Source organism: Rhodococcus sp. 24CO (assembly GCF_050586165.1).
Taxonomy (GTDB): Bacteria; Actinomycetota; Actinomycetes; order Mycobacteriales; family Mycobacteriaceae; genus Rhodococcus_F.
Window position 1 is genome coordinate 220,162 of sequence record NZ_JAZFNF010000007.1, and the last position, 23,639, is coordinate 243,800.

The 23,639-nt window shown below is 61.5% G+C and carries 23 protein-coding genes and 1 other RNA gene; 7 read left to right on the forward strand and 17 right to left on the reverse strand.

Annotation, left to right across the window (positions count from 1 at the left end; translation table 11 throughout):
- Positions 1–11: 11 nt before the first annotated feature.
- Genes V2B23_RS18815 through V2B23_RS18840 form a run of 6 tightly spaced genes read right to left on the reverse strand, consistent with a single transcriptional unit; the run spans position 12 to position 6,240 of the window.
- Positions 12–791 carry a DUF1295 domain-containing protein gene (locus V2B23_RS18815; RefSeq protein WP_430951738.1) on the reverse strand — a complete coding sequence of 260 codons (780 nt, stop codon included), beginning with the start codon at positions 789–791 and terminating at the stop codon, positions 12–14.
- Positions 779–2,050 (reverse strand): class I SAM-dependent methyltransferase, encoded by a 1,272-nt coding sequence (locus V2B23_RS18820; RefSeq protein ID WP_430951739.1) that lies wholly within the window; start codon positions 2,048–2,050, stop codon positions 779–781. The genes V2B23_RS18815 and V2B23_RS18820 overlap by 13 nt, the downstream gene beginning before the upstream one ends.
- On the reverse strand, positions 2,047–3,354 hold the full coding sequence (locus V2B23_RS18825; protein WP_430951740.1) for a class I SAM-dependent methyltransferase: 1,308 nt from the start codon (positions 3,352–3,354) through the stop codon (positions 2,047–2,049). The genes V2B23_RS18820 and V2B23_RS18825 overlap by 4 nt, the downstream gene beginning before the upstream one ends.
- On the reverse strand, positions 3,354–4,097 hold the full coding sequence (locus V2B23_RS18830; protein ID WP_430951741.1) for a DUF1365 domain-containing protein: 744 nt from the start codon (positions 4,095–4,097) through the stop codon (positions 3,354–3,356). The genes V2B23_RS18825 and V2B23_RS18830 overlap by 1 nt, the downstream gene beginning before the upstream one ends.
- Entirely contained in the window at positions 4,094–5,413 is a 1,320-nt protein-coding gene (locus tag V2B23_RS18835; RefSeq protein ID WP_430951742.1) for an NAD(P)/FAD-dependent oxidoreductase, read from the reverse strand. Before V2B23_RS18835 ends, V2B23_RS18830 begins: the two co-directional genes overlap by 4 nt.
- Entirely contained in the window at positions 5,410–6,240 is an 831-nt protein-coding gene (locus V2B23_RS18840; protein ID WP_430951743.1) for an alpha/beta hydrolase, read from the reverse strand. The genes V2B23_RS18835 and V2B23_RS18840 overlap by 4 nt, the downstream gene beginning before the upstream one ends.
- Here V2B23_RS18840 and V2B23_RS18845 point away from each other — a divergent pair.
- The gene (locus tag V2B23_RS18845) at positions 6,218–7,594 is read left to right on the forward strand and encodes a DUF222 domain-containing protein (RefSeq protein ID WP_430951744.1); all 1,377 of its coding nucleotides are present in this window, start codon (positions 6,218–6,220) and stop codon (positions 7,592–7,594) included. The genes V2B23_RS18840 and V2B23_RS18845 overlap by 23 nt on opposite strands.
- 47 nt (positions 7,595–7,641) lie before the next feature.
- Here V2B23_RS18845 and ssrA read toward each other — a convergent pair.
- The 3 genes from ssrA to V2B23_RS18860 all read right to left on the reverse strand — a co-directional run bounded on the left by ssrA (position 7,642) and on the right by V2B23_RS18860 (position 10,587).
- Positions 7,642–8,012, reverse strand: a transfer-messenger RNA (tmRNA) gene (ssrA, locus tag V2B23_RS18850).
- Positions 8,013–8,078: 66 nt separating this feature from the next.
- Positions 8,079–9,566 (reverse strand): SDR family oxidoreductase, encoded by a 1,488-nt coding sequence (locus tag V2B23_RS18855; protein ID WP_430951745.1) that lies wholly within the window; start codon positions 9,564–9,566, stop codon positions 8,079–8,081.
- A 28-nt stretch (positions 9,567–9,594) separates the two neighbouring features.
- A complete protein-coding gene (locus V2B23_RS18860) occupies positions 9,595–10,587 on the reverse strand; it encodes an NAD(P)/FAD-dependent oxidoreductase (protein WP_430951746.1) in 993 nt (330 codons plus the stop codon).
- Between the two features lie 65 nt (positions 10,588–10,652).
- Between V2B23_RS18860 and V2B23_RS18865 the strand changes: the two genes are divergently transcribed.
- Positions 10,653–11,237, forward strand: a complete 585-nt coding sequence (locus V2B23_RS18865; RefSeq protein WP_430951747.1) for a helix-turn-helix domain-containing protein — start codon at positions 10,653–10,655, stop codon at positions 11,235–11,237.
- A 14-nt stretch (positions 11,238–11,251) separates the two neighbouring features.
- Here V2B23_RS18865 and smpB read toward each other — a convergent pair whose 3' ends face one another.
- The 6 genes from smpB to prfB form a co-directional block, all read right to left on the reverse strand.
- Positions 11,252–11,728 (reverse strand): SsrA-binding protein SmpB, encoded by a 477-nt coding sequence (smpB, locus tag V2B23_RS18870; RefSeq protein ID WP_033231128.1) that lies wholly within the window; start codon positions 11,726–11,728, stop codon positions 11,252–11,254.
- Positions 11,729–11,808: 80 nt separating this feature from the next.
- Positions 11,809–12,714 (reverse strand): permease-like cell division protein FtsX, encoded by a 906-nt coding sequence (ftsX, locus tag V2B23_RS18875; RefSeq protein ID WP_430951748.1) that lies wholly within the window; start codon positions 12,712–12,714, stop codon positions 11,809–11,811.
- Positions 12,715–12,796: 82 nt separating this feature from the next.
- Positions 12,797–13,477, reverse strand: a complete 681-nt coding sequence (gene ftsE, locus V2B23_RS18880; protein WP_202025995.1) for a cell division ATP-binding protein FtsE — start codon at positions 13,475–13,477, stop codon at positions 12,797–12,799.
- Between the two features lie 73 nt (positions 13,478–13,550).
- Positions 13,551–14,051 carry a hypothetical protein gene (locus V2B23_RS18885; RefSeq protein WP_430951749.1) on the reverse strand — a complete coding sequence of 167 codons (501 nt, stop codon included), beginning with the start codon at positions 14,049–14,051 and terminating at the stop codon, positions 13,551–13,553.
- Complete coding sequence (locus V2B23_RS18890) at positions 14,048–14,932, reverse strand: mechanosensitive ion channel family protein (RefSeq protein ID WP_430951750.1); 885 nt, start codon at positions 14,930–14,932, stop codon at positions 14,048–14,050. The genes V2B23_RS18885 and V2B23_RS18890 overlap by 4 nt, the downstream gene beginning before the upstream one ends.
- Positions 14,933–14,951: 19 nt before the next feature.
- Positions 14,952–16,058 (reverse strand): peptide chain release factor 2, encoded by a 1,107-nt coding sequence (prfB, locus tag V2B23_RS18895; protein WP_033231132.1) that lies wholly within the window; start codon positions 16,056–16,058, stop codon positions 14,952–14,954.
- Positions 16,059–16,135: 77 nt separating this feature from the next.
- Between prfB and V2B23_RS18900 the strand changes: the two genes are divergently transcribed.
- The 3 genes from V2B23_RS18900 to V2B23_RS18910 all read left to right on the forward strand — a co-directional run bounded on the left by V2B23_RS18900 (position 16,136) and on the right by V2B23_RS18910 (position 19,092).
- Positions 16,136–16,630, forward strand: coding sequence for a beta-class carbonic anhydrase (locus tag V2B23_RS18900; protein WP_430951751.1), 495 nt, complete (start codon positions 16,136–16,138; stop codon positions 16,628–16,630).
- 37 nt (positions 16,631–16,667) lie between these two features.
- Positions 16,668–17,462 (forward strand): inositol monophosphatase family protein, encoded by a 795-nt coding sequence (locus tag V2B23_RS18905; RefSeq protein ID WP_430951752.1) that lies wholly within the window; start codon positions 16,668–16,670, stop codon positions 17,460–17,462.
- 124 nt (positions 17,463–17,586) lie between these two features.
- A complete protein-coding gene (locus tag V2B23_RS18910) occupies positions 17,587–19,092 on the forward strand; it encodes a multicopper oxidase family protein (protein ID WP_430951753.1) in 1,506 nt (501 codons plus the stop codon).
- Here V2B23_RS18910 and V2B23_RS18915 read toward each other — a convergent pair.
- Entirely contained in the window at positions 19,086–19,721 is a 636-nt protein-coding gene (locus tag V2B23_RS18915) for a response regulator (protein WP_430951754.1), read from the reverse strand. The two genes, V2B23_RS18910 and V2B23_RS18915, sit on opposite strands and share 7 nt — an antisense overlap.
- Positions 19,718–20,806 (reverse strand): sensor histidine kinase, encoded by a 1,089-nt coding sequence (locus V2B23_RS18920; RefSeq protein ID WP_430951961.1) that lies wholly within the window; start codon positions 20,804–20,806, stop codon positions 19,718–19,720. Before V2B23_RS18920 ends, V2B23_RS18915 begins: the two co-directional genes overlap by 4 nt.
- A gap of 187 nt (positions 20,807–20,993) precedes the next feature.
- On the opposite strand from V2B23_RS18920, the gene V2B23_RS18925 reads away from it, so the two are divergent.
- Positions 20,994–22,409, forward strand: coding sequence for an acyl-CoA dehydrogenase family protein (locus V2B23_RS18925; protein WP_430951755.1), 1,416 nt, complete (start codon positions 20,994–20,996; stop codon positions 22,407–22,409).
- 27 nt (positions 22,410–22,436) lie between these two features.
- Positions 22,437–23,639: an acyl-CoA dehydrogenase family protein gene (locus tag V2B23_RS18930; RefSeq protein WP_430951756.1), complete on the forward strand. Its 1,203-nt coding sequence runs from the start codon at positions 22,437–22,439 to the stop codon at positions 23,637–23,639.

Consider the following 23,639-nt stretch of genomic DNA (forward strand, 5'->3'; position numbering starts at 1 on the left):
CTGAGCCGGATCTACTTCGGCGGGCGCGGAATGAAGTAGCTCGTCCGCTCCTGGTACTCACGATAACCGGGGCGGTGCTCCATATGCCGCTCGAGAAGTCGCGCGCCGGTCGCAAACACGAGAAAATACGTCATCGCAACCGGTGAGAGAACCGTCAACACTCCTGGCCATACCGATGCCGCGACGAGGAATATCCCCCACCACACACAGGCGTCACCGAAATAGTTGGGATGGCGCGTCCACGCCCACAGCCCCTGATCCATGATGTGCCCGTAACTACCGGCATCGGATTTGAACTCGGCCATCTGACGATCCGCGACCGCCTCGAACGTCACACCGACCAGCCACAACACGACGCCCAGGAGTACCAACAGGTTGAACCCACCTGACGACACCGCGGAAACCTGAATCGGCAGCGACACAAACCACAGGGAGATACCTTGCGTCACATAAATTTTCCGTATCGCATACAGAGTTCGACTGCCAGACGCCTTTCCCAGCATCTGCTCGTACCGAGGATCTTCGCCCTTTCCGCGAGAGCGCACCGCCATGTGCCACGCCAACCGCAGGCCCCAGATACCGACCAACGCGAGCATCAGTAGTCGGCGCCACAGGTCGCCCGCACCGACAACTGCAGACACCGCGGCAATGACCACGAAACCCACACCCCAGGACACGTCGACAACGTTGTGCCTGCCGATACGTATACCGATCGCCGCAGTGACCGCCATCGTGACAACAACAGCCAGAAAGCTCGCGAACATCATCGGACCGAGCGTCATCGAAGACATGACGGCCTCACCGAGAGAATCTGATCCACACCCATCCGCCCATCACGAAATGCCATGCCGCCGCCGACGAGGTAGAGACGCCACACCCGGGCGACCTCCATGCCGACCAGTTCAACTACGCGATCGAGATTGGACTCGAACGTCTCGATCCACGCGTCGACAGTGCGCACGTAATGCTCCCGAAGGGCCTGAACGTCACGCACTTCCAGCCCACCTTCCTCGATCATCGCCACGGTGCGCCCGACCGAACGCATATACATGTCGGGTGCAATAAACGACTCGATGAACGGCCCGCCACCCGGATGCGCCCCGGTACGCGACATCTGCTGGATCAGCACGCGACCACCCTCGATCACATTGTCGTGCAGCGCTTTCACGTACGTCGGGTAATTGTCCTCGCCGACGTGCTCGCCCATTTCGATCGACGCGACGGCGTCGTAGGGTCCGTCCGGAATCTCGCGATAGTCCTGCAGTCGGATCTCGACCTGATCTTCGAGGCCGAGCGATCGGACCCTCGCGTCGACAAACGCCTTCTGCTCCGCCGAGATCGTCACTCCGACAACGTGGGCACCGTACTCGCGAGCAGCGTGCACGCTCAGCGAACCCCACCCGCAACCGACATCAAGCAAGCGTTGCTCGCGCGCCCGATCGAGCCCGATCTTGCGGCAGACCAGGTCCAACTTGTCTTTCTGAGAGTCTTCGAGAGTGTATTCCGGTGCATCGGATGTCCAGTAGCCCGAGGAGTACGCCATGTTGTTGTCGAGGATCAGCGAATAGAAGTCGTTCGACAGATCGTAGTGATGACCGATGGCCGCCCGATCCCTCGACATACTGTGCAAGCGACCCTTGACCCGCGCCTGCGACACGGGAGGTGGCAACGGACGCCCGAACACCCCTAAGGATCTCGCGGCCTTGACCGCGGCGAGGATAACCGACGGTGACGGCGAGATCGAGCCAAGACCACGCTCGGCAGACACTTTCCAGACGTGCGTGAGTGCGTCGCCAAGATCGCCTTCGACGTCGAGTTCGCCCAGAACATACGCCTGCGCCGCGCCCAACTCGCCAGGATTCCACAAGAGCCGTCGAAGCACGTTTGCGCTGTGGAGCGTCACTTTCGGCGCATCGACCGGTCCTGCTGCGCTGCCGTCCCACGCAGTCAGCCGAACCGGAAGTTCGCCGCCGACAAGCGGACTGAGGAGTTCCGCCAATCGCTCGGCGATGCCGGTGCTCTTTCCCGTTCGGTCCATCGTGGCTGTCATCGCTGGTTCCTCCGATCGAGAATCACTTGCTGCACATCGAGATATCCGGAACGGAAACCCGCCTCGGAATAGCAGAGGTAGAAATGCCACATGCGGGTAAACACGTCGTCGAATCCGAGCGCCGCAACTTCCTCCGCGCGGGCGCTGAACCTCTCATCCCAGAGGCGGAGCGTCTGCGCGTAATGATCACCCATCGACAGGCGTTCACGCACACGAAGAGTGGTCATGCGTTCGGTAACATCCTCGATCGCCCGCACGGAGGGTAGGAAGCCTCCCGGGAAGATGTACTTGTGCACCCACGTATAGGTATTGCGAGTTGCCAACATTCGATCGTGTGGCATCGTGATTGCTTGGATCGCGGCACGCCCACCCGGCGCCAGCAGGGAGTCGATCTTCTGGAAGTAGCTTCCCCAGTACTGGTGGCCGACCGCCTCGATCATCTCGACCGACACCACTGCGTCGTACTCTCCCTGCACCTGCCGGTAGTCGAGAAGGTCGACCTGAACGCGATCTGCCAGTCCCTCAGCGCTGATCCGCTTTGCTGCCAGTTCCTGCTGTTCCACCGAGAGAGTCACCGAACGCACCGTAGCACCACGCTGGGCCGCGCGGATCGCCAATTCTCCCCACCCCGTACCGATTTCAAGAACTCGCGAACCGCGGCCGACGCCCGCACCGTCCAGCAACCGATCAATCTTGCGGTGCTGCGCGGCGGCGAACACGTCCCACGACTGTGAGTCCCCACCTGACAGGTCGTCGAACAGCGCACTGGAATAGGTCATCGTGTCGTCGAGGAATAATTCGAACAACTCGTTCGAGAGGTCGTAGTGCCGCGAGATATTGGATCGAGTGTTCTGCGTCGAATTGCGTTCACTGCGTGGCTGCTTGGGAATGTAGAGGCCACGTAGCCGCTGCAAGAAGTCGGGAATCAGTGTCGCCACACGAGAGGCAAAAACTTCCAGGACTGCGGTGAGATCGGAAGCTTCCCAGTCGCCCGCCATATACGACTCACCGAATCCGATCAGACCGCTGTCGCCCACCCGAGCAGCAAAGTCATCCGGGCGATGAATAACCATCAACGGCGAATCCGGGCTACCGCCGCCGGAGAACTCACCGCCGGAGTACTCTCGCCCAGGAATCTGAACACGCAGCGGTAATCGAGCAACCGCCTTGTGGAACAGCGCCCGTGCAACCGGCGACGCCACCCGCACCTTGAGGCCGCTGGGAACTGTCGCAACTCCTGGCCAGAGTTCGACCTCAGCGCTACGAGTCGTTGTTGAAATCACGGGTGTCATCACAGTTGTCATCACACTGCCTCCTGCGGTTGATGGTGTGGCCGAGGAACTACCGGTAATCGTCTGGCCCACAACCGGATGCCCTGATATCGAATTTGCGCGGACACTCTCAGTGTCACGAGCGGGATCGCGAGGAAGCTCCGTATTATCGCGCCCGCGGTGGCCGGAACGCATCGACCACGCACCGTGGCGACAAAAGGTGCCTGATCCGGTCTAGCGAGCACTATCGACAGCTGCACCGAGTCCTTGGGAAGCGGTAGCCTCATCCGATACTCGCCGGACACGTCGTTGAACGGCGAGACGTAGAACTCCTTCGGCGCGCGTGCCGCACCATTGTCGTTGGTCTCGAGCAGGTAGCAGTGGCGTTCACCGTAGGTGTTGTGCACCTCCGCAACCACGCAGCGCTGTGTGCCGTCGTCGTTCAAACACCAGAACACGCTCAATGGGTTGAACACATAGCCGAGTACACGCGCATTCGAGAGCATGAGGATCCGGCCGCCGGCGAACTCGATTCCGTTGGCCCGCAGGAAAGACTCGACGTTGGACCGCAAAGGCGCAGTTGAATCACCGAAGTGATCGGCTGCGTCGAATCGAGCCAAGGGGCGCAACGGTTTCGGAAGTACCGGCAGCGCATCCACGTCGACAAGCCAGCTGTAGCTCCGGTATTCGAACTCGTTGTGCATCGGCTCGGATCGCACATGCCGTATTCGGGTGTGAACGATCGACGGAACTACCGTCGCGGCGCGGGAGCTCATGACCATCGCCCACCGACACGCTCAGCCGCGCGCAGGCCCGACAAGGCACCGTCCTCGTGGAATCCCCACCCGTGGTACGCGCCGGCGAATGCGAGCACATCCGAGTCCAACTCGGGAAGCCGGCTTTGAGCTGCAACGGAAGCCGGTGTGTACCGCGGATGCTCGTAGGTCATCTGGTCGATGACCGAATCCGCGGCAATCATGTCCTTGCCTCCGAGAGTCACGATGTACCGTCGACCGGTTTCCGGCAGACGCTGCAACCGGGTCATGTCGTAGCTGACGAGCACGTGGTCTGGCGTCGCATCGCAATGCGGCAGGTAGTAGTTCCACGATGCTCGCGCATTCGAATTGTCAGGCAGCACAGTCTCGTCCGTGTGCAATTGAGTGTGATTGATCGAATACGGCATAGCCCCGAGAACCTCGTGCTCCGTGGCCGTGGGATCGGCGAGAATCTTCAGCGCTTGCTGGGGATGTGTCGCGATTACCACCGCGTCGTATGTCTCGAGCTGATCCTCTCCCCCACGAATCTCGACTGAATTACCGTGCCGGTACACCGCGTGAACCGGCGTGTTCAGCCGAACGGCACTGATACTCTGTGCCACCGCTTTCACGTACTCGACCGAACCACCGGTTACGGTCCGCCAGGTCGGCGAACCGGAGATAGTAAGCATGCCGTGGTGATCGAGGAACGAGAACAGGTACCGCGCCGGATACTCGAGTGCGGCCGACGGGTCACACGACCACACCGCGGATACCAGCGGGGTCATGAAATGAGCGGTGAAATAGTCGGAGAATCTACCGTTTCGCAGGAAAACCCCGAGTGTCTGATCAGGTGTCGAGGCAGTCGAGTCCTCTGGCCGCTCGAGCAGTGCACGCGCTCGTCGATGAAACCGCTTGACCTCCATCAACATCGACAGAAAGCTGCCATTCACCAGGAGTCCAGGCGTTGGTAGAACCCCGCGCAGGCCCTGCCCACCGGAATACTCGAGGCCACACCCCTCGCAGCGCACAGACATGCTCATATCCGATTCCTGTGTCTCGACACCGAGTTCGGCAAACAATCTCAACAGCGTCGGATAGGTACGGTCGTTGTGCACGATGAAGCCTGTATCGACGGCGAAGTTGCGACCTTCAGGATCGGTCACCGCATGTGTATCGGCGTGGCCGCCGAGCCGCGAATCCGCTTCGTAGAGCGTGACGTCACTATCCTTGCTCAGCACCCACGCCGCTGTCAGGCCTGCGACCCCGCTGCCGACGACAGCAACCTTGCGCTTGTCAGAACTCCGCTTCACCGAACCCCGTCTGCCCGAATTCATCGTCGTTCTCCTGCCTTCGCTCCGGTTGTTTTCTCTGCGATCTCCGCGACCGCATCTGCTGCCAGTCGGTGCCACAGTGACGGCCGGCGCATCATGAAGTGCCCCGCACCGTCGATACCGATCCACTCGGCGTCGAAACCGGATCTACGCGCTCGCTCGACCGCCGCGTGGGAAAGATCCGGGTCGGTCCAGCGATCCGCCGTACCGTGCACTACCCGCAGTAGGCAACGCTGTCGCAGTCCGACGTCCGTCCCTGAAGGCCACCATGGCGCCAGCGCGATCACGCCTACGACTGCCGCGTCACCCGACAGAGCGGCGGCTACCCGTCCACCCATCGAATGTCCGAGCAGAATGACCTGCGCGTCAGAGTTTCGTGCCTTGATCCGATCGAGTATCTGCCGCGCATCTGCAACCGGGCTCTGCTCCGGACCGTTCCACCCACGTTTGCGATATCTGACCGCCACGACACCGAATCCACGTTGCCGAATCGCCACCGAGAAGGGGCGCATCCGGAGGTTCGATAAATGCCAGAATCGCGAACGGCGGTGACTCGAAACCTTCCCACCAGGCAGAACCATCACCGTGAGGTGTTGTTCTTCCCGATAGTGCGTCCGATGCTGAAGCGTCATATAGGGCATTCGGCGCCGAAAACCCGACGGATGGGGGCTTAGCGAGATTTCTTCTCGTGAAGAGTCTTCGCTCTGCCTGCCCCTCTTGACTGAAAGCGTCCCCGCGGGGACGCTTTTCGAACTCTGTCGGTGCCCCCAGTTACTGTCGAATGAACATTCGAACCGGGGGGTTGGCATGGACACAGACAAGCGCGACATCGATCTCGACAGCGATCTTGACAGTGAGACCGATCAAGTCATGAGCGTCGCGGACAAGCGAGAAGCCGTCGACAACATCGGCGTGGAAATCTGCGCACTAGCCGGACAAATCGCCGCAGCTACGGCTCGATTCCTCACGCTGCTCGCCGACTTCGACGAACAACGAGGCTGGGCAGGCCCCGGACTACATTCGTGCGCTCATTGGCTCTCCTGGAAATGTGGCATGAGCCTGCACACCGGACGCGAATACGTTCGTGTCGCCAAAGCGCTCCGCCCCTTGCCCGCGATGCGGAAAGCGTTCGAACAAGGCAATTTGTCCTACTCGAAGGTTCGCGCACTTACCCGAGTCACAACCCCCTCCAATGAGAAGCAGATGGTCCGACTCGGCCGCGAAGCACCAGCAGCACAGATCGACCGTCTCACTGCCGGGCTACGTAAGGTGGCCGACATCGAATCCGGCAAAAATAAAGCGCCGGAACGCTTTCAAGTCCGCTGGCATTGGGACCCCGACACGGGCGATTTTGTCGTCAAAGGTCGCCTGGCCGCACAGGACGGCGCCCGTATCCTCGCCGTCCTCACCACCGCAGAACGTGAACGCACACGGACAGCAATGCCGTCACCCGACAACGAGCCCAAGATCGACAAGGACGATGACTCCACCAAGGTGTCGGACGAGCCGATCACTCAGCAGAACACGGCAAACAAGCCACCCGGAGACATCGGACCCGCGCTCATCGCGATGGCCGAAATCGCTGCCACGGCCCCGACGAACACCACGAGTAGCGTCAGCAACTCAGCGGAGGTGGTGTTTTTCCACGAACACGACAACCTCCGGATCCCTGGCGGACCCGCACTGCCCGACAACGATTCCGAGGAAGTCCTCTGCAACGCCCACCTCCGCTTGGCTAAGACCAAGAAGCAATGCGTGCTCAATCTTGGCCGGAAGACGCGGGTCACCAGTCACAAACAAATGTTGGCGCTGAACTACCGTGACGGAAGCTGTCGCACACCAGGATGCGGTCGAACCAGATTTCTGCACGCTCACCACGTGAAATTCTGGGGTCGCGGCGGAGAAACCAACCTCGACAACCTGATCATGCTGTGCGGGACTTGTCACCGAGCGCTACATCGTGGCCAATTCACCATCACTGCGCTTGGTGATCAACAGTTCGAGTTCCAAACGACCAACGGCGACGTCATCGATCCGGCCCCTCCGATCAGCGGCCTGGCTGATCAGCTCCTGCGAGGCGACATCCCGGATAACGCAATCATCCCGAATTGGGGCGGCGACCCTCTGCACTTGGACCACGCAGTCAGCGCGCTCCTCGACGGTTGGGCGCGGCGAACGGCATAAAAATGAGGCAGGCCCTACACCTTGTCTCGGGTGTCTGACCTGCCTCTTTGTGGAGCTGCCGGGAATTGAACCCGGGTCCTACGTTGAATCGCTAGGGCTTCTCCGTGTGCAGTTCGCTAAGTCTCTACTTGGATCTCCCAGTCTCGCGAACAAGCCAGGATGACGATCCCAGTCACTGTTTGATGTCCCGTCCAACTCCGTGACCGAGCCGAACAGTAAAGCCCTCTAGCTGATGCCAGGAACCGGGTCGAGGGCAACCCCGGGCTGACAGACACGCTTCGCTACTTAGGCAGCGAGAGCGTAGTCGCGCTGATTGGAATCGGCGCTTATAGGTTTGCAGCGACGCTTACGGTGGTCTCTTGCCTGCACCGACACGCTTCCCCTAACTCAACACACGCAGTCGAAACCGTTCAGCCCCGTGTGTGCCCCGCGTCTTTCGTGGGGCTACCTACTATAACGCGCCGCTGCGCGGAAGTCATACCAATTAATTCGAGCGTTCTGCGGTGCCCGTGATGTTGGTGATCATGCCTTCGAAAACGACACCGTGGAATGGCAGGATCGAGTACCAATACAGTCGCCCAGCCAAGCCTCGCGGGAAAAATACAGCACGCTGCTCCAGGCACGATCCACTACCTTGCCCTTCGGCGGCACACTGCCCTTCGGACACTCTCAGCTCCAACCACGCTCCCCCGGGGACTTTCATTTCGGCCCGCAGTCGCAGCAACTTTCCTCTGTCGATTTCTTCGACCCGCCAGAAGTCCAGGGCCTCACCGGTATTGAGGTGACGCGGATCACGCCGACCCCGACGTAACCCGACGCCGCCCACCGCCCGGTCCATCCACCCCCGAATTGCCCAGGCCAAAGGGAATGAGTACCAACCGTTCTCGCCGCCGATGGATTCGACCACCTTCCACAAGGTCTCCGGGTCCGCAGCACAATCACGTTCACGATGGTCGACGTACACCGTTTCGCCGGCCCAATCTGGATCGGACGGTAGAGGATCCGACGGTGCGCCGGCGATAGTGGCGCCAGACCAAGACGTCTCGACCTCTCCGTTATCGATCTTGCGCAGAGCCAGCCGCACCGCTTCGCGATACGTGGTAAGGCCACCTTCGGGCGGCGGGATGAAACCGTCGATGTCGTGATCGTGCATAACGGCATCGTTCTGCAATGACTCGATCAGCGGCATTGCGAGCCCGTGCGGAATCGGCGTGACCAAGCCCACCCAGAGACCGGCGAGCCTCGGGGTCAAGACTGGCAGGACGACAATGCGTCGACGCACCAATCCCGCAACATCGGCGTAGGCGTTCATCATCTCGCCGTACTGCATGACGTCCGGTCCGCCGATATCGAATGCGCGGTTGATCTCCGGGGTCGTAGCCGCCGCGGCCACCAGGTAATGGAGTACGTCGCGCACGGCAATCGGCTGAATGTTGTTGTGCACCCATTTCGGCGTGGTCATCACCGGCAGGCGATTGGTCAGGTGGCGAACCATCTCGAAGGAGGCCGAACCCGAACCGATCACCACGCCGGCCTGGAACACGACTGTCGGAACGGCGGAGTCGAGCAGGATCCGGCCGACCTCCAGCCGAGACTTCAAATGCGTCGACAGTTCTGCGTTTGATGGATGCAGTCCGCCGAGGTAGACAATTCGGCGAACGCCTGCGGCCGCAGCCGCTTCGGCAACATTTGCCGCGCTGCGCTTGTCGACATCGGAAAACGAGCCACCACCGCCCATGGCGTGGACAAGATAGTAGACAACATCGATCTCGTCGAAAGCGCCTGCAAGGGATGCCTTGTCACTCAGATCAGCACGAACCACCTCGACGGAATCACGCCACGGAACATCGCGCAGTTTCTCAGGACTGCGAACCAGCACGCGGACGTGATGCCCCGCTGTAACCAACCTTGGAGCCAGACGCCCGCCGATGTAGCCGGTAGCTCCTGTGATCAACACTTGCAGCGTATCCATCACACCACGCTACGCAGAAAACCAACTGCTACGCAGAAATCGATCCGCGCAACGCCAATGCAGCCTCCAGATCATCGTTGGTGAGCGCCATGTTGATTCCGGCTCCCGCCTTCGCGCCTGCTGCTGCGGCCATGATGACCTGCGCACTCGGATCGACAACGTTGCCTGCCGCAAATACACCGGACACGCTTGTTGCACCCATCATGTCGACGGTGACGAACTCCCCCATCATCGTCGCCGCCGTCGATGCGCCGAACGACCGCAGAATCGAATCGTTCGGGTCCATCGTGACCGCGCCTCCGACAAAGATCGCCGACCGCGCAACAGTTCTACCGTCGGCCAGTTGCACTCCAACGAGACGATCATCCTCGAGCACGGGCGCTGCCACCTCGCCTTCGACGATCGAAATATTTAGCGCTGCAAGCTTTTCCCGATCCTCGGCACTGAGATGCTCGATTCGATGGAGGAACAGAACCACGTCGTCCGACCATTGACGGATCATCGGGGCCTGATGCATCGCGAACTCGACACTCTTGGCAATGACACCCAATGGCTGATCGCGCACGTCGTATCCGTGGCAGTACGGGCAGTGCAGGACGTCGCGCCCCCAGCGCTCGCCGAAGGCACTGAGTTCGTCGGGCAACCTGTCGGTCAGGCCCGTCGCGACAAGCACTTTGCGCACCGAGATTCGAGTGCCGTCTGCGAGGGTGATCGCGAATCCGCCACGAGAGTCATCGTCGCCGCCACGCTGTACATCGACGACGGTCCCGTCATGGAACTCTCCACCGTATTTCCGGACTTCGTCGCGTCCGATGGCGAGGAGTTCGGCTGGATTCATCCTGTCGCGAGAGAGAAATCCGTTCATGTGATCTGCCGCCGCGTTGCGCGGTGCGCCGTTGTCGAAAACCACAACGGATCTACGGGCCTGACCGAGAATGATCGCCGCGTTGAGTCCGGCAGCGCCGCCACCGATCACTGCCACGTCGTAGGTGTCTGCTGCGTCGTACGAAGTCTGTGTCATGAATTCAGGATTGCATCGCAACGCTAACTTGACAAACATCGTTGCCGATTTGGCAAAATGAAGGAATGACCGAATCATCGTTCGAGGCCGTCCTTGCGGGAATCGGCCCGCGCCTGCGCACATTGCGCCAGCAATCCGATATGACGTTGACCGACCTCTCCGAGGCCACGGGCATCAATGTCAGCACGTTGTCGCGGCTCGAATCCGGCACTCGCCGAGCCAACTTGGAACTTCTGCTGCCGATTGCGAAGGCGCACGGCGTCCCACTCGACGACCTCGTCAACAGCAAGATCGCAGACCCCCGGGTGCGGGAAGAACCGCAAAAGGTGGGATCGATGACGATCATTCCGTTGACCAGCCAGCCGGGAAACCTCCAGGCCTACAAAATGATCCTCTCGCCCACCGAGGACATCCGCGAGCCTGGTACACACGAAGGGTACGAGTGGCTCTACGTGTTGTCGGGCCGCGTCCGGCTACTGCTCGGTGATCGCGATTTTGTCATGGGGGCAGGCGAAGCCGCCGAGTTCGACACTCATATCCCCCACCGATTCAGCGCTGCGGACGGTCGCCCGGCCGAAGTGATCAGTCTGTTCGGGAAGCAGGGTGAACGAGTGCACCTACGAGCTGCGCCGGCCGACCGCCGCGGCTGAGACCAGGCCAACTGCTACCCGCGCATGCCCTTGATCCGACGGCCCAACTCGCGGGTCACCTCGCGCTCAGCGGTGCGCTTGGCCATGTCCTGACGCTTGTCGTAGTCCTGCTTGCCCTTGGCGAGAGCAAGTTCGACCTTGACCTTGCCGTCGGAGAAGTACATCGACAACGGAACCAGCGTCTGGTTGCCCTCACGGGTCTTGCCTACGAGGTGTTCGATCTCGCGCTTGTGCAGCAACAGCTTCCGGGTTCGACGCGGCGAGTGGTTGGTCCACGATCCCTGTGTGTATTCCGGAATGTGCAGCGATCGAAGCCACACCTCACCGTTGTCGACGGTTGCGAATGCGTCCACGAGCGACGCCTTGCCTTCGCGCAAACTCTTGACCTCGGTGCCCACGAGCGCGATTCCCGCTTCGTAGGTGTCGATGATCGTGTAGTTGTGACGCGCTTTGCGATTGGTCGCAATGACCTTGCGGCCCTTTTCCTTCACTGTCCGGGCCTCTCAGTCCGCTGTCTTACCCAATAATGCAAACAACTCTTGCTCTCAGCATAGAAGGCCGCGCAAACCAATTACTCGCGCACGTACAAACGAAGCGTGACATACGAGGTGATCGCTGCCATTCCCACACCTGCGAGGACCAGGAACGGTGAGACGAACAGGATGTCACTGTTGGAAATGCGCGCGACGATGTTGGCTTCGTAAACGTCGGCCAGCACTCCGTCGATGAACAGGTTCTTTGCTGTGAAGAGCCCGGCGATCGCCAGTACCGCACCGATCAATGCGGCAACAATTGCCTCGAGAAGGAACGGAAGCTGCGTGTACCAACGCGTTGCGCCCACCAGTCGCATGATGCTGACCTCGGTACGACGCGTGAAGGCGGCGATCTGAACCATGTTGGCGATCAACAGAATAGCGGCGATGGCCTGAACGACGGCAATCGCAAAGGCGGCATTGCGGACACCACCGAGGACGCTGAAGAGACGGTCGACGAGCTCACGCTGATTGAGAACGCTCTCGACGCCTGGCCGCGAACCGAACGTGTCGTTGATGACGCCGAATCGTTCCGGGTCACTGAGCTTGACCTTGAACGACGCCGGGAAGCTGTCCGGGCTGACCAGAGCGGCCAACTCGGGTTGGTCCTTGAACACTCGCTCGGTCGCGTCCTTCACCGCGTCGTCGCGATTGAGGAACTGAACCGCAACGACGGACGGTGTCTGCTCGAGTTCCTGGCGCAGAGTGCTGCAGATTTCCTGCTCACAACCGGGGTCTGCGGCGGAAATATCGTCGGTCAGGAAGATCTGGACCTCGACGCGCTCGAGGAAGATTTGCTGCGTCTTACCGGCCATCTGAACCACGAGGAGGCCACCGCCGAAGAGTCCGAGCGAAATGGCGGTCGTCAAGATCATGGCAATGGTCATCGTGATGTTGCGGCGCAGGCCGGTCATGACCTCGCTGAAAATAAAACTGGCACGCATCGGGGAATCCGATTCCTTCTCGAATGATCGGCGGCTTCGCGGCTACCGGTGGGCGTTCGGACGAGTGGTGAGCAGTCGGCGTTTACCTGCCGACGCCGTACACACCCCGCGCTTCGTCTCTGCTGACCTTGCCGAGATCGAGTTCGATGACTCGTCGACGCATCGAGTCGACGATGTGATGGTCGTGAGTGGCCATGACGACGGTGGTGCCGGTGCGGTTGATTCGCTCGAGCAGCAGCATGATGTCCTGGCTGGTTTCAGGATCGAGGTTGCCGGTGGGCTCGTCGGCGAGGAGGACCAGCGGCCGGTTCACGAAAGCGCGCGCGATAGCTACGCGCTGCTGCTCGCCACCGGACAGTTCGGTCGGAAGTCGATCGGCTTTGCCGGCCAGGCCGACCATGTCGAGGACCTCGGGAACCGTGCGCGCAATCACGTCGCGTGGCTTACCGATCACTTCCAACGCAAACGCGACATTCTCGGACACCGTCTTCTGCTGCAGCAGTCGGAAGTCCTGGAAAACGCAACCCATGGCCTGGCGCAGCTTCGGAACCCGACGGGCTGACAACTTGTTGACATGGAAATCCGCGACCTCGATGTCACCCGACGTCGGCGACTCCATCTTCAGCAGTAGTCGCATGAAGGTCGACTTGCCGGAGCCGGAGGGGCCGATGAGGAACACGAACTCCCCCTTCTCCACCTCCACACTGACATTGTCGAGCGCCGGCCTGGTGGAGGCCTTGTAGGACTTCGACACGTTCTTCATGCTGATCACAACAAGCCAGTCTAGCCGTTATCGAACAGTGACCTTGGAGCAACGCGCGGCCAGTGCGCCCGTGTTACCCGGTTCCACTCGTTGTCGCAGCTGTTGTGCTCGGAATTGTCGTGGCTGCGCCGTTGGAATTGCCCGAGTTGGAATTGTCGTTGCCGGAATTACCGACCGGAGGGCCCGGGGGCGGTGCTGTCGTCGTCACCGTCGACGTAACACCACTCTGAGCTGAACCAGGAGTCGCTGAACCAGGAGTTGCCGAGCCTGGAGCCTCGGTCGTCGACGGCACCGATTCCGAGGACGAAGGCACCGAAGACTCCGGGACAGTTGTAGTCGTCGTCCCCACCGGAGGCGGCGTGTACGGCTCCGTCACAGACGACCCTGCGGCCGGCGCGGGCGTGGCTACGGTTGGCTCCACCGGGTTGAGATACGCGTTGGCGACGTAGGCGAGCATCCAGGCGACGACCAAGATGAACGTCGACGTCCGCATTCGGCCACCGAACAAGCGGGAGGGCATCCAGTCGAGGTGGAGGATCCGGTCGAGACCGCGGCGGGGTTCCTGCTCGGTCATTCGCTCGCCTCCTCGATGTTGCCCGTATGAAGTCCCGGTGTGACCGTGATTCCTTGTCGACGCAGGGCCGCGGCAACTCGCACACGGAGTGCCCGACCGACCTGGAACTGCTTGCCGGGTAGCGTGCGCGCCACCATCCGAATGCTGACCTGATCCACTTCGAGGCTTTCGATGCCCATGACTGTGGGCTCGTCCAACAGGAGCTTCTTGAGTCCACGGTCGGACATCGCGTCAACGCCGACCTGGCGTAGAACTTCGTTGACGCGGTTGAGGTCGGCAGTCGCAGGAACCGGAACGTCGATAACCGCGCGTGCCCAATCCTTGGACAGGTTGGTCGCTTTCACGATCTGACCGTTGGGAACGGTGATCACTTCACCGTCTGCGTTCCGCATTCGAGTGACTCGCAAGGTCACGTCCTCGATGACACCTTCGGCGTCATCGGACGAACCGGTGATCGCGAGTCGCACGGTGTCGCCGAAGCCGTACTGGCGTTCGGTGATGATGAAGAAGCCGGCAAGGATGTCCTGCACGACGCGCTGTGCACCGAAACCGAGGGCGGCACCGAGGACCGTCGCCGGCGCCACGAGGCTCCCGATCGGGAGGTTCAACTGGTCGAGAACCTTGAGCGTCGCGATCACGTAGATGAAGGTGATGACCACCCACGTGATGACCTGAGCCACGGAATGGCGGTGTTTGGTGGCCTCGGAACGGACCAGAGCGTCACCCAACTGATAGTTGGCGTCGATCTGGTCGGTGACCTTGTTGCCGCCCCAACTGACCAGACGGGCAAGGATCATCGCTCCGAGCACGGTCATGAGGACTGACAATCCAGGGTTCTGGAGCCATTCGAGCAGGTTCTGCCCAGGTCTGAGAAAAGTCATCGTGCCTTTCGGTTGCCGCTTATGCGGACTGGTTCTCGCTCATGCGCCAGCGAATGCCGGCCTCGAGGAAACCGTCGATGTCACCGTCGAGCACTGCGGACGGGTTGTTGACCTCGTACTCGGTGCGCAGGTCCTTGACCATCTGGTACGGGTGCAGAACGTACGAACGCATCTGATTGCCCCAGGAGCTTCCGCTGTCGCCCTTGAGCGCATCCATCTCGGCTCGCTCTTCCAGACGCTTGACCGCCAGTAGCTTTGCCTGCAGGACGCGCATCGCCGACACCTTGTTCTGGAGCTGCGACTTCTCGTTCTGACACGTCACGACGATGCCCGTCGGGATGTGCGTCAGGCGCACCGCGGAGTCGGTGGTGTTGACGGACTGACCACCGGGACCGGACGAACGGTAGACATCGACGCGGATGTCGTTCTCGTTGATCTCGATGTGGTCGGTGGTCTCGACGACCGGCAGAACCTCGACCTCGGCAAACGACGTCTGGCGACGGCCCTGGTTGTCGAACGGGCTGATCCGGACCAGGCGGTGCGTGCCCATTTCCACCGACAGCGTGCCGTAGGTGTACGGCCCCTTGATCGCAAACGTCGCGCTCTTGAGTCCCGCTTCTTCTGCGTACGACGTGTCGTAGACCTCGACACCGTAATCGTGCTTTTCCGCCCAACGGATGTACATACGCATGAGCATCTCGGCCCAGTCCGCTGCGTCGACGCCGCCGGCACCGGAGCGGATATTGATCAGCGCGTCACGTTCGTCGTATTCACCGGACAGCATGGTCTTGACTTCCATCGCCGCGATGTCCTCGCGCAGGCTGGCGCGTTCGGCGTCGGCGTCGGCAATCGCGTCAGGACCTTCGTCTTCCGCCAATTCGTACAGAATCGGCATCTCGTCGAGCCTCTCTCGCAGCGCCACGATTCGGCGAAGCTCCGATTGGGCATGCGACAGCTGGCTGGTTACTTGCTGAGCGTGGTCCTGGTCGTTCCACAAGCCGGGATCGGCAGCCTGATGTTCGAGCTCGTCGATGCGTCGACGCAGCTCTTCGACGTCCACGACCGATTCGCAGGTGCGAAGGGTGGTGTCGAGCGCGTTCAGGTCTGCAATTACGTCAGGATGCACGGTTCTCAAGGCTACCGGGTGCCAAACCCTGCTATAACCGCGACTCGAATCAGGACCCGAACCAGAAAGGCGTATCCATGACCGTCACCGACAAATATCTACAGAACAACGCCGCATACGCCGAGCGATTCTCCGGACCGCTCCCCCTGCCACCGAGCAAACACGTTGCAGTTCTCGCCTGCATGGATGCGCGTCTGGACGTCTACCGCATGCTGGGCATCAAAGAAGGCGAATCACACGTCATACGCAACGCCGGTGGCGTCGTCACTGACGACGAAATCCGGTCGCTTGCCATCAGCCAGCGCCTACTCGGCACCACCGAGATCATCCTTGTCCACCACACGGACTGCGGAATGTTGACGTTCACGGACGACGATTTCAAGCGCACCATCCAGGATGAGATCGGCGTCAAACCGTCCTGGTCGCCCGAATCGTTCCCCGACGTCGACGAAGACGTACGGCAATCACTACGCCGAATCGAGAGCAGTCCGTTCATCACTGCGACGACCTCACTGCGCGGATTTGTCTTCGATGTGGCAACCGGAAAGCTGAACGAAGTTCTGCCCGCGTAGACAGGACTGTGCGAGCAGGACGGTAAGTTGTGTTCCCGTGACCGATCTCGCTTCCGACCTTGTTCTGGCCCTGCGTCTCGCCGACGAGGCCGACGCGATCACTCGCGCCCGCTTCGGCGCTCTCGATCTGCGAGTGGACGACAAACCCGACCTCACACCGGTCTCCGACGCCGACCTCGCCGTCGAACGCGCCGTGCGTGCGACGCTGTCCGAAGCTCGACTGGGAGATTCGGTGCTGGGCGAAGAGTTCGGCGGCGACGCGGTTTTCGAAGGACGGCAGTGGGTGGTCGATCCGATCGACGGCACCAAGAACTTCGTGCGCAACGTGCCGGTCTGGGCAACCCTGATCAGTTTGCTCGAGGACGGCGTACCCGTCGTCGGCGTCGTCAGCGCGCCAGCACTAAACCGACGCTGGTGGGCGGCAACAGGTTTGGGCGCCTATACCTCCTACGACGGCGGCGACGCCCGAGCGATAGAGGTGTCCGCCGTCGACCGCAGCGAATCCGCAAGCCTGAGTTTTTCAAGCCTGTCCGGCTGGAAGGACCGCGGAATCCGCGATCAGTTCATCGATCTCACGGATCACGTGTGGCGCGTGCGCGGGTACGGAGACTTCTTCTCGTACTGCCTTGTCGCCGAAGGAGCAGTGGATATCGCCGCCGAACCCGAGGTTTCCCTGTGGGACCTCGCAGCACTGGACGTGCTGATCCGCGAAGCCGGCGGAACCTTCACCGACTTGGACGGCGGAACCGGCCCGCACGGCGGCAGTGCCGTTGCCACCAACGGCTTGCTGCACGAGGATGTTCTCGCGCGGCTGCGGCAGCAGGCCGAGTAACAGAACTCCTCACTCGCCGCAAGGGCCTGAGGGAGGAGTCCTGGCAGGCCCGTCGGCAGGATTCGGCACGGCATCAGGGCACGTTGACTTGGAGTAGTCGATCACGCACTACTTCAGGAGAATGATGAACCGGATTTCCCGGCGCACGATACTGTTCGGTCTGGCTGCCGCGCCCCTCGGACTTGCGGTGGGCTGCGGCGCCGACTCCTCAGGGGCCTCACGGCCTACGGCAATACCAGGCTCTTCGCGTCCGTTACCGATTCCGCCGCTGGCTGCATCCACGGTCGACGACGCCGGGGTCCGCCATTTCACACTCCGCGCGGGCGCCGGAACCACCGAGATCGTCCCGGGAAAGATCACTGACACTTGGGGTTTCAACGAGTCCATCCTGGGTCCGACGGTCCGAGCCCGGCGCGGGGAATCCGTCGCATTCACGATCGACAACGCACTGGCAGAGCCCACAACCGTGCACTGGCACGGCATGCATCTACCCGCCAGGTTCGACGGCGGACCGCACCAGACCATCGAAGCCGGCGGGCGGTGGGAACCGGCGTGGACCATCGACCAAGCTGCGTCGACGCTCTGGTATCACCCACATCCGCATGGAGCCACCGAACGGCACGTACAGCGCGGACTCGCCGGACTGTTCCTGATCGACGACGCCGATACCGATACGCTGGACCTCCCGAAAACCTATGGAGTGGATGATATTCCACTGATCATCCAGGATCGCCGATTCACCGCGGACGGCAGTTTCGACGAGACCGACCCGACCGACGTCGGTCTGCTCGGCGACACGATCGTCACCAACGGCATCGCCGATGCCCACCTGGACGTCACTACCGGCGTTGTGCGACTGCGCATTCTGAACGGTTCCTCCGGTCGCCTCTACAACCTGGGGTTCCCGGACGACCGGACCTTCGATCTGATCGCCAGCGACGGCGGTCTTCTCGAATCACCGATACCGGCAAAGCGGATTCAGCTCAGTCCCGGCGAGCGCGCGGAGATCGTGGTCCACGTCGATCCGGGCTCCACCGCCACAGTGGTGTCGTTTCCGATCGAGGACGGCGGTGGCGTGAGTTACTCCGACGCAACCGAATTCGGCATGAACGACCGCTTCGACATCATCGAACTACGGGGCGTCGGCCTCCGAAAGTCACAGTCCACCCTCCCGTCGAAGTTGGCGACGATACCGCGACTCGATCCGTCGACGGCAAGCGTTATCCGGTCTTTCGATCTGCAGTGGTACATGATCAACGGCCAGCGAATGGACATGAACCGCATCGACTTCGAGGCCGTGGCCGGCGCCTCCGAAGTGTGGACGATCACCAACAAGGACAACTGGCCACACAACTTCCACGTCCACGACGTGCAATTCCAGGTCCTCGACGTCGACGGTCGCACTCCCCCACCTCACCTGCGCGGCCTCAAGGACACCGTCTACACGCCACCGGGCAGCAGGATTCGCGTCGCCCTGCGGTGGTCCGAATACACCGATCCCACTTTCCCGTACATGTTCCACTGCCACCTGCTGATGCACGAGGATCAGGGCATGATGGGCCAATTCCTCGTCCTCGAACCGGGACGGAAAGCCGCGCCGATGCAGATGGACATGCGCACCGGTCATTGACGGTTCTGTAAGTGGTACACGGCAAGGCGAACCCGATTGTCGCAGCCAGTCTTCGACATCAGGTTCGCCACGTGAGTCTTGACCGTCGTCACACCCAAATGCAGCGCGTCCCCGATTTCCTGATTGCTCTTCCCTTCCGCAACCAGGGCGAGTACTTCCGATTCGCGCGCGGTCAGCGAAACCGATTCTGTTACAGCGGTGTCCGGGGCGCCGATCACCGCTCGATTCACGACGCGCCGGAGCAGTTCCGGGGAGAACACCATCTCGCCCTCGGCTATCCGGCGGATGGCGCCGAGTAACTCGGCTGGCTCGGTGTCCTTGACGAGAAACCCCGAAGCCCCGGCAGCAAGCGCGGGATACAGATGATCGTCGTCGTCGAAGGTGGTGAGCACAAGAATACGTGCGCGGCGCCCGGAACTGACGATCTGCTGCGTGGCACCGATTCCGTCGAGGCCGGGCATCCTCAGGTCCATCAGGATCACGTCGGGATCCAGTTCGGCGGCGAGCGCTACCGCTTCGACGCCGTTCGACGCCTCACCGGATACGGTCATGCCCTCTGCCGCAGTGCACAGCATCCGCAAACCGGCGCGAACCAGTCGCTGATCGTCGACGATCAGTACGCCGATCACGAGTCCCCACCCGTCGCACCCAGCGGAATACTCACGTGCACTTCCCATCTCCCGTCATCGCGCACGCCTGCTGTCAACTCGCCGCCGACCAACTCAGTGCGCTCGTTCATACCTACCAGGCCGTGACCCGCCCCGCGGGCTGATCCTTCGAAGTTGTTGACCACCCCGACATGCACCCGATCGTCGTCTCGGTGAACCGATACCGAGACGGACCCCTTCCGGTCTCCGTGCTTCATGACGTTGGTCAGCGATTCCTGAATTACCCGTAACAACGTCAACCGGCCGATGGCGTCGAGGTCAGCTGCACCCGACTCGACGTGTGACTGAACCTGGAAGCCGGCAGCACGCACACGATCGACCGCAGCCTCGATTTCGGCGTCGACGGCCTCCGGTTCGACCAGAGCAACCTCGCCGAGCGAGGGATCGCGCAATGCGACCAGAAGGCGGCGTATATCGGTCAGCGCATCCGACGCGGTTGCACGCACGTCGGCGAGGACTTCGCGCACAGCCTCGTCCTGCGGTGCCAATACGTGTTGAGCGACTCCGATTCTCAGGACGATCGACGCCATATGGTGCGCAACGATGTCGTGTAGCTCCCGGGCCAGAGCGCTCCGTTCCGCAGCTCGGGTGTGCGCGAGATTGTTCGCGGCCAATTCACGCTGCGAGCGCAGATACAATCCGAGTAGCAGCGGTAAGCCCACGTACGCAAGCACTTTCACGGCAGTGGTGACCGACCAGAATGCTTCGTGAGATTCGAACCAAATCCCAGCCAGTACGGACCCGCACCATCCGATTGCCGATACGGCAACCAGGTCCCGGCGCTCGGCCCGCATCGTGACATCGACGACGGCTACCGCGCCGAGATACGGCACGAGTTCGGAAAGTCCCCACGCGTCGGCGACGAACATCGGAACGGCAAGTGCCGAGATGACCAGCGAAGCAGGAACCGGCCACCGGCGACCGGCCACGAAAACGAGCGCCGACAGCATCGAGACGATCCAATAGCCGACGGGAACCCGATACTCCCCGGGATACGTGCTTGCAATCAGTAGGCACGGAATCAATACCAACGGCGCGTAACGCATATACCGCTGAATCCGATCTGGCACATCTGTCCGGTTCACCTGTCGAGCCTATGACGCTCGGGGTCAGGGCACCTCCTACCCAGGGAGGAGTGGACGTGACTCGTGTCATTTCGAGGGTTTCTCGACAACTGACCTTACTCCTGAGTAAGATAGAAGCGTCCAACGCCCCGACACCGAGAAACCCCTGGTGATCATGACCAAGCAAGACAGTGTGGCCCCGAGCAAGAGCCATGCCACGGCGCACCCTCGCGACACGTCCGCAGTCGGCCTCAACCCCGTCAAGCGCGATGCGATGGGTACCGCCATGCGCGTGCTGACCAAGATCACGGGTTCTGAATTCGCAGATAAGTTCAACCTGCGCCAGACCATCGACCGGGTTACCTACGAGGGCACCAAGACCGGCTTCAAAACACTCGGCGCCGCAACGCGCGGTTTCAAGAAGGTCGCCGGCAACGACGCGCCCAAGCGACTGCCGGACAACCCCGCCAAAAACGCGGACTACTTCGATCTCACGCCCGACGACGACCAGAAGATGATCGTCGAGACCGTGCGCGACTTTGCATCGGAAATCCTGCGCACCGCGGCACATGACGCCGATGAGGCCGCCACCGCTCCCGCCGATCTGACCAAGCGTGCCGCCGAACTCGGGATCACCTTGATCAACGTCCCCGAGGAACTCGACGGCGCCGCATCCGACCGCGGCGCGGTCACCAACTCACTTGTCGCCGAGGCACTCTCGCACGGAGACATGGGGCTGGCACTGCCGATCCTCGCCCCCAGCGGCGTAGCCGTCGCCCTTACTCAGTGGGGCACCGACGCACAGCAGAAGACGTACCTCCCCGCATTCACCGGCGAGCAGGTTCCCGGCGCTGCCGTGGTAGTCAACGAACCCCGCGCACTGTTCGATCCCTTTGCTCTGCAGACTAAAGCCGTTCGCTCCCCGAGTGGATATCGCCTCAACGGTGTCAAGAGCCTGGTACCTGCCGCCGCAACGTCGGAGCTTTTTGTCATCGCCGCGGAACTCGACGGCAAGCCGTCGTTCTTCATCGTGGAGTCGGACACCAAAGGCCTTGTCGTCGAAGCTGATCCCAGCATGGGACTGCGGGCCGCATCACTGGGCCGCCTGATCCTCACTGACGTCTCGGTTCCCGAATCCGCACTTCTCGGCGACGGCGACGCCGATCAGCGCAAGGCCGAGTACGCCGACGCGATCCGTCTCGCTCGCCTCGGTTGGGCGTCGATGGCGGTAGGCACCAGCCAGGCTGTCCTGGACTACGTGATTCCGTACGTGAACGAGCGCGAAGCATTCGGCGAGCCGATCAGCCATCGCCAGGCGGTTGCCTTCATGGTGGCCAACATCGCCATCGAACTGGACGGAATGCGCCTGGTCACGCTACGCGGCGCTTCGCGTGCCGAGCAGGGGTTGTCCTTTGCTCGTGAATCCGCCCTCGCCCGGAAGTTGGCTTCCGAGAAGGGTATGCAGATCGGCCTCGACGGCGTGCAACTCCTCGGTGGACACGGATTCACCAAGGAACACCCGGTCGAGCGCTGGTACCGCGATCTTCGAGCCATCGGCGTTGCCGAGGGCATTGTCCTCATCTGACGCCGCTGACTTTCCAGGAGAACCACGATGATCAATCTCGAACTTCCCAAGAAGCTCAAAGCATCCGCGAACCAGGCGCACCAGGTCGCAGCCCAGATCTTCCGACCCATCTCGCGTAAATACGATCTGGCCGAACACGAATACCCGGTCGAACTCGACACGATGGCCGCCATGGTGGAGGGTCTGTCCGACTCGGGTGGTGACATCGGCGGCGCTGCCGGCGGCCGAGCCGATTCCGGTAAGACGGGCAACGCCAACGGTGGCAACATGTCGGCGCTGCTCAACTCCCTCGAAACCTCGTGGGGCGACGTGGGTCTCATGCTCTCGATTCCCTACCAGGGACTCGGCAACGCGGCGATCGCCGCCGTTTCCACGGACGAGCAACTCGAACGGTTCGGCAAGGTGTGGGCATCGATGGCCATCACCGAGCCCGGCTTCGGGTCCGACTCTGCTGCAGTCAGCACCACAGCGGTTCTGGACGGCGACGAGTGGGTTCTCAACGGCGAGAAGATCTTTGTCACCGCCGGTGAGCGTTCCACCCATATCGTCGTCTGGGCATCAGTCGACAAATCCAAGGGCCGGGCGGCCATCAAGTCGTTTGTCGTGCCGCGCGACGCGCCGGGCCTGAGCGTCGCCCGTCTCGAGCACAAGCTGGGCATCAAAGCGTCCGACACCGCCGTACTCTTGCTCCAGGACTGCCGAATTCCCGCGGACAACATCCTCGGCAGCGCAGAGGTCAACGTGGAGAAGGGCTTTGCCGGCGTCATGCAGACGTTCGACAACACCCGCCCGTTGGTGGCCGCCATGGCTGTCGGCGTCGGCCGCGCCGCCCTCGAAGAGCTGCGTACCATCCTGACGGAAGCCGGTGTCGAGATCTCGTACGACACACCGGTCTACAACCAGCATGCAGCGGCAGCCGAGTTCATTCGCATGGAAGCTGATTGGGAAGCCGCCTATCTGCTCGCGTTGCGCGCAGCCTGGATGGCGGACAACAAGAAGCCGAACTCCCTCGAGGCATCGATGTCCAAGGCCAAGGCAGGCCGCACGGGCACCGACATCACACTCAAGGCAGTGGAACTCGCCGGAACGTACGGCTATTCCCAACGTCCGCTGCTGGAGAAGTGGGGCCGGGATTCCAAGATCCTCGACATCTTCGAGGGCACGCAGCAGATTCAGCAGCTGATCATTGCTCGTCGCCTCTTGGGAAAGTCGTCTACCGAACTGAAGTAA

Excerpts from the sequence above, each read along its gene's own strand:
- V2B23_RS18890 (WP_430951750.1), bottom strand. The coding sequence starts at position 14,932 with ATGACTTTTCTCAGACCTGGGCAGAACCTGCTCGAATGGCTCCAGAAC.
- V2B23_RS18900 (WP_430951751.1), top strand. The coding sequence starts at position 16,136 with ATGACCGTCACCGACAAATATCTACAGAACAACGCCGCATACGCCGAG.
- V2B23_RS18835 (WP_430951742.1), bottom strand. The coding sequence starts at position 5,413 with ATGAATTCGGGCAGACGGGGTTCGGTGAAGCGGAGTTCTGACAAGCGC.
- V2B23_RS18830 (WP_430951741.1), bottom strand. The coding sequence starts at position 4,097 with ATGAGCTCCCGCGCCGCGACGGTAGTTCCGTCGATCGTTCACACCCGA.
- V2B23_RS18860 (WP_430951746.1), bottom strand. The coding sequence starts at position 10,587 with ATGACACAGACTTCGTACGACGCAGCAGACACCTACGACGTGGCAGTG.
- ftsX (WP_430951748.1), bottom strand. The coding sequence starts at position 12,714 with ATGCGTGCCAGTTTTATTTTCAGCGAGGTCATGACCGGCCTGCGCCGC.
- V2B23_RS18910 (WP_430951753.1), top strand. The coding sequence starts at position 17,587 with ATGAACCGGATTTCCCGGCGCACGATACTGTTCGGTCTGGCTGCCGCG.
- V2B23_RS18855 (WP_430951745.1), bottom strand. The coding sequence starts at position 9,566 with ATGGATACGCTGCAAGTGTTGATCACAGGAGCTACCGGCTACATCGGC.
- V2B23_RS18845 (WP_430951744.1), top strand. The coding sequence starts at position 6,218 with ATGGACACAGACAAGCGCGACATCGATCTCGACAGCGATCTTGACAGT.
- V2B23_RS18820 (WP_430951739.1), bottom strand. The coding sequence starts at position 2,050 with ATGACAGCCACGATGGACCGAACGGGAAAGAGCACCGGCATCGCCGAG.
- V2B23_RS18920 (WP_430951961.1), bottom strand. The coding sequence starts at position 20,806 with ATGCGTTACGCGCCGTTGGTATTGATTCCGTGCCTACTGATTGCAAGC.
- V2B23_RS18840 (WP_430951743.1), bottom strand. The coding sequence starts at position 6,240 with ATGTCGCGCTTGTCTGTGTCCATGCCAACCCCCCGGTTCGAATGTTCA.
- V2B23_RS18815 (WP_430951738.1), bottom strand. The coding sequence starts at position 791 with ATGTCTTCGATGACGCTCGGTCCGATGATGTTCGCGAGCTTTCTGGCT.
- V2B23_RS18865 (WP_430951747.1), top strand. The coding sequence starts at position 10,653 with ATGACCGAATCATCGTTCGAGGCCGTCCTTGCGGGAATCGGCCCGCGC.
- V2B23_RS18930 (WP_430951756.1), top strand. The coding sequence starts at position 22,437 with ATGATCAATCTCGAACTTCCCAAGAAGCTCAAAGCATCCGCGAACCAG.
- V2B23_RS18885 (WP_430951749.1), bottom strand. The coding sequence starts at position 14,051 with ATGACCGAGCAGGAACCCCGCCGCGGTCTCGACCGGATCCTCCACCTC.
- ftsE (WP_202025995.1), bottom strand. The coding sequence starts at position 13,477 with ATGAAGAACGTGTCGAAGTCCTACAAGGCCTCCACCAGGCCGGCGCTC.
- V2B23_RS18825 (WP_430951740.1), bottom strand. The coding sequence starts at position 3,354 with ATGACAACTGTGATGACACCCGTGATTTCAACAACGACTCGTAGCGCT.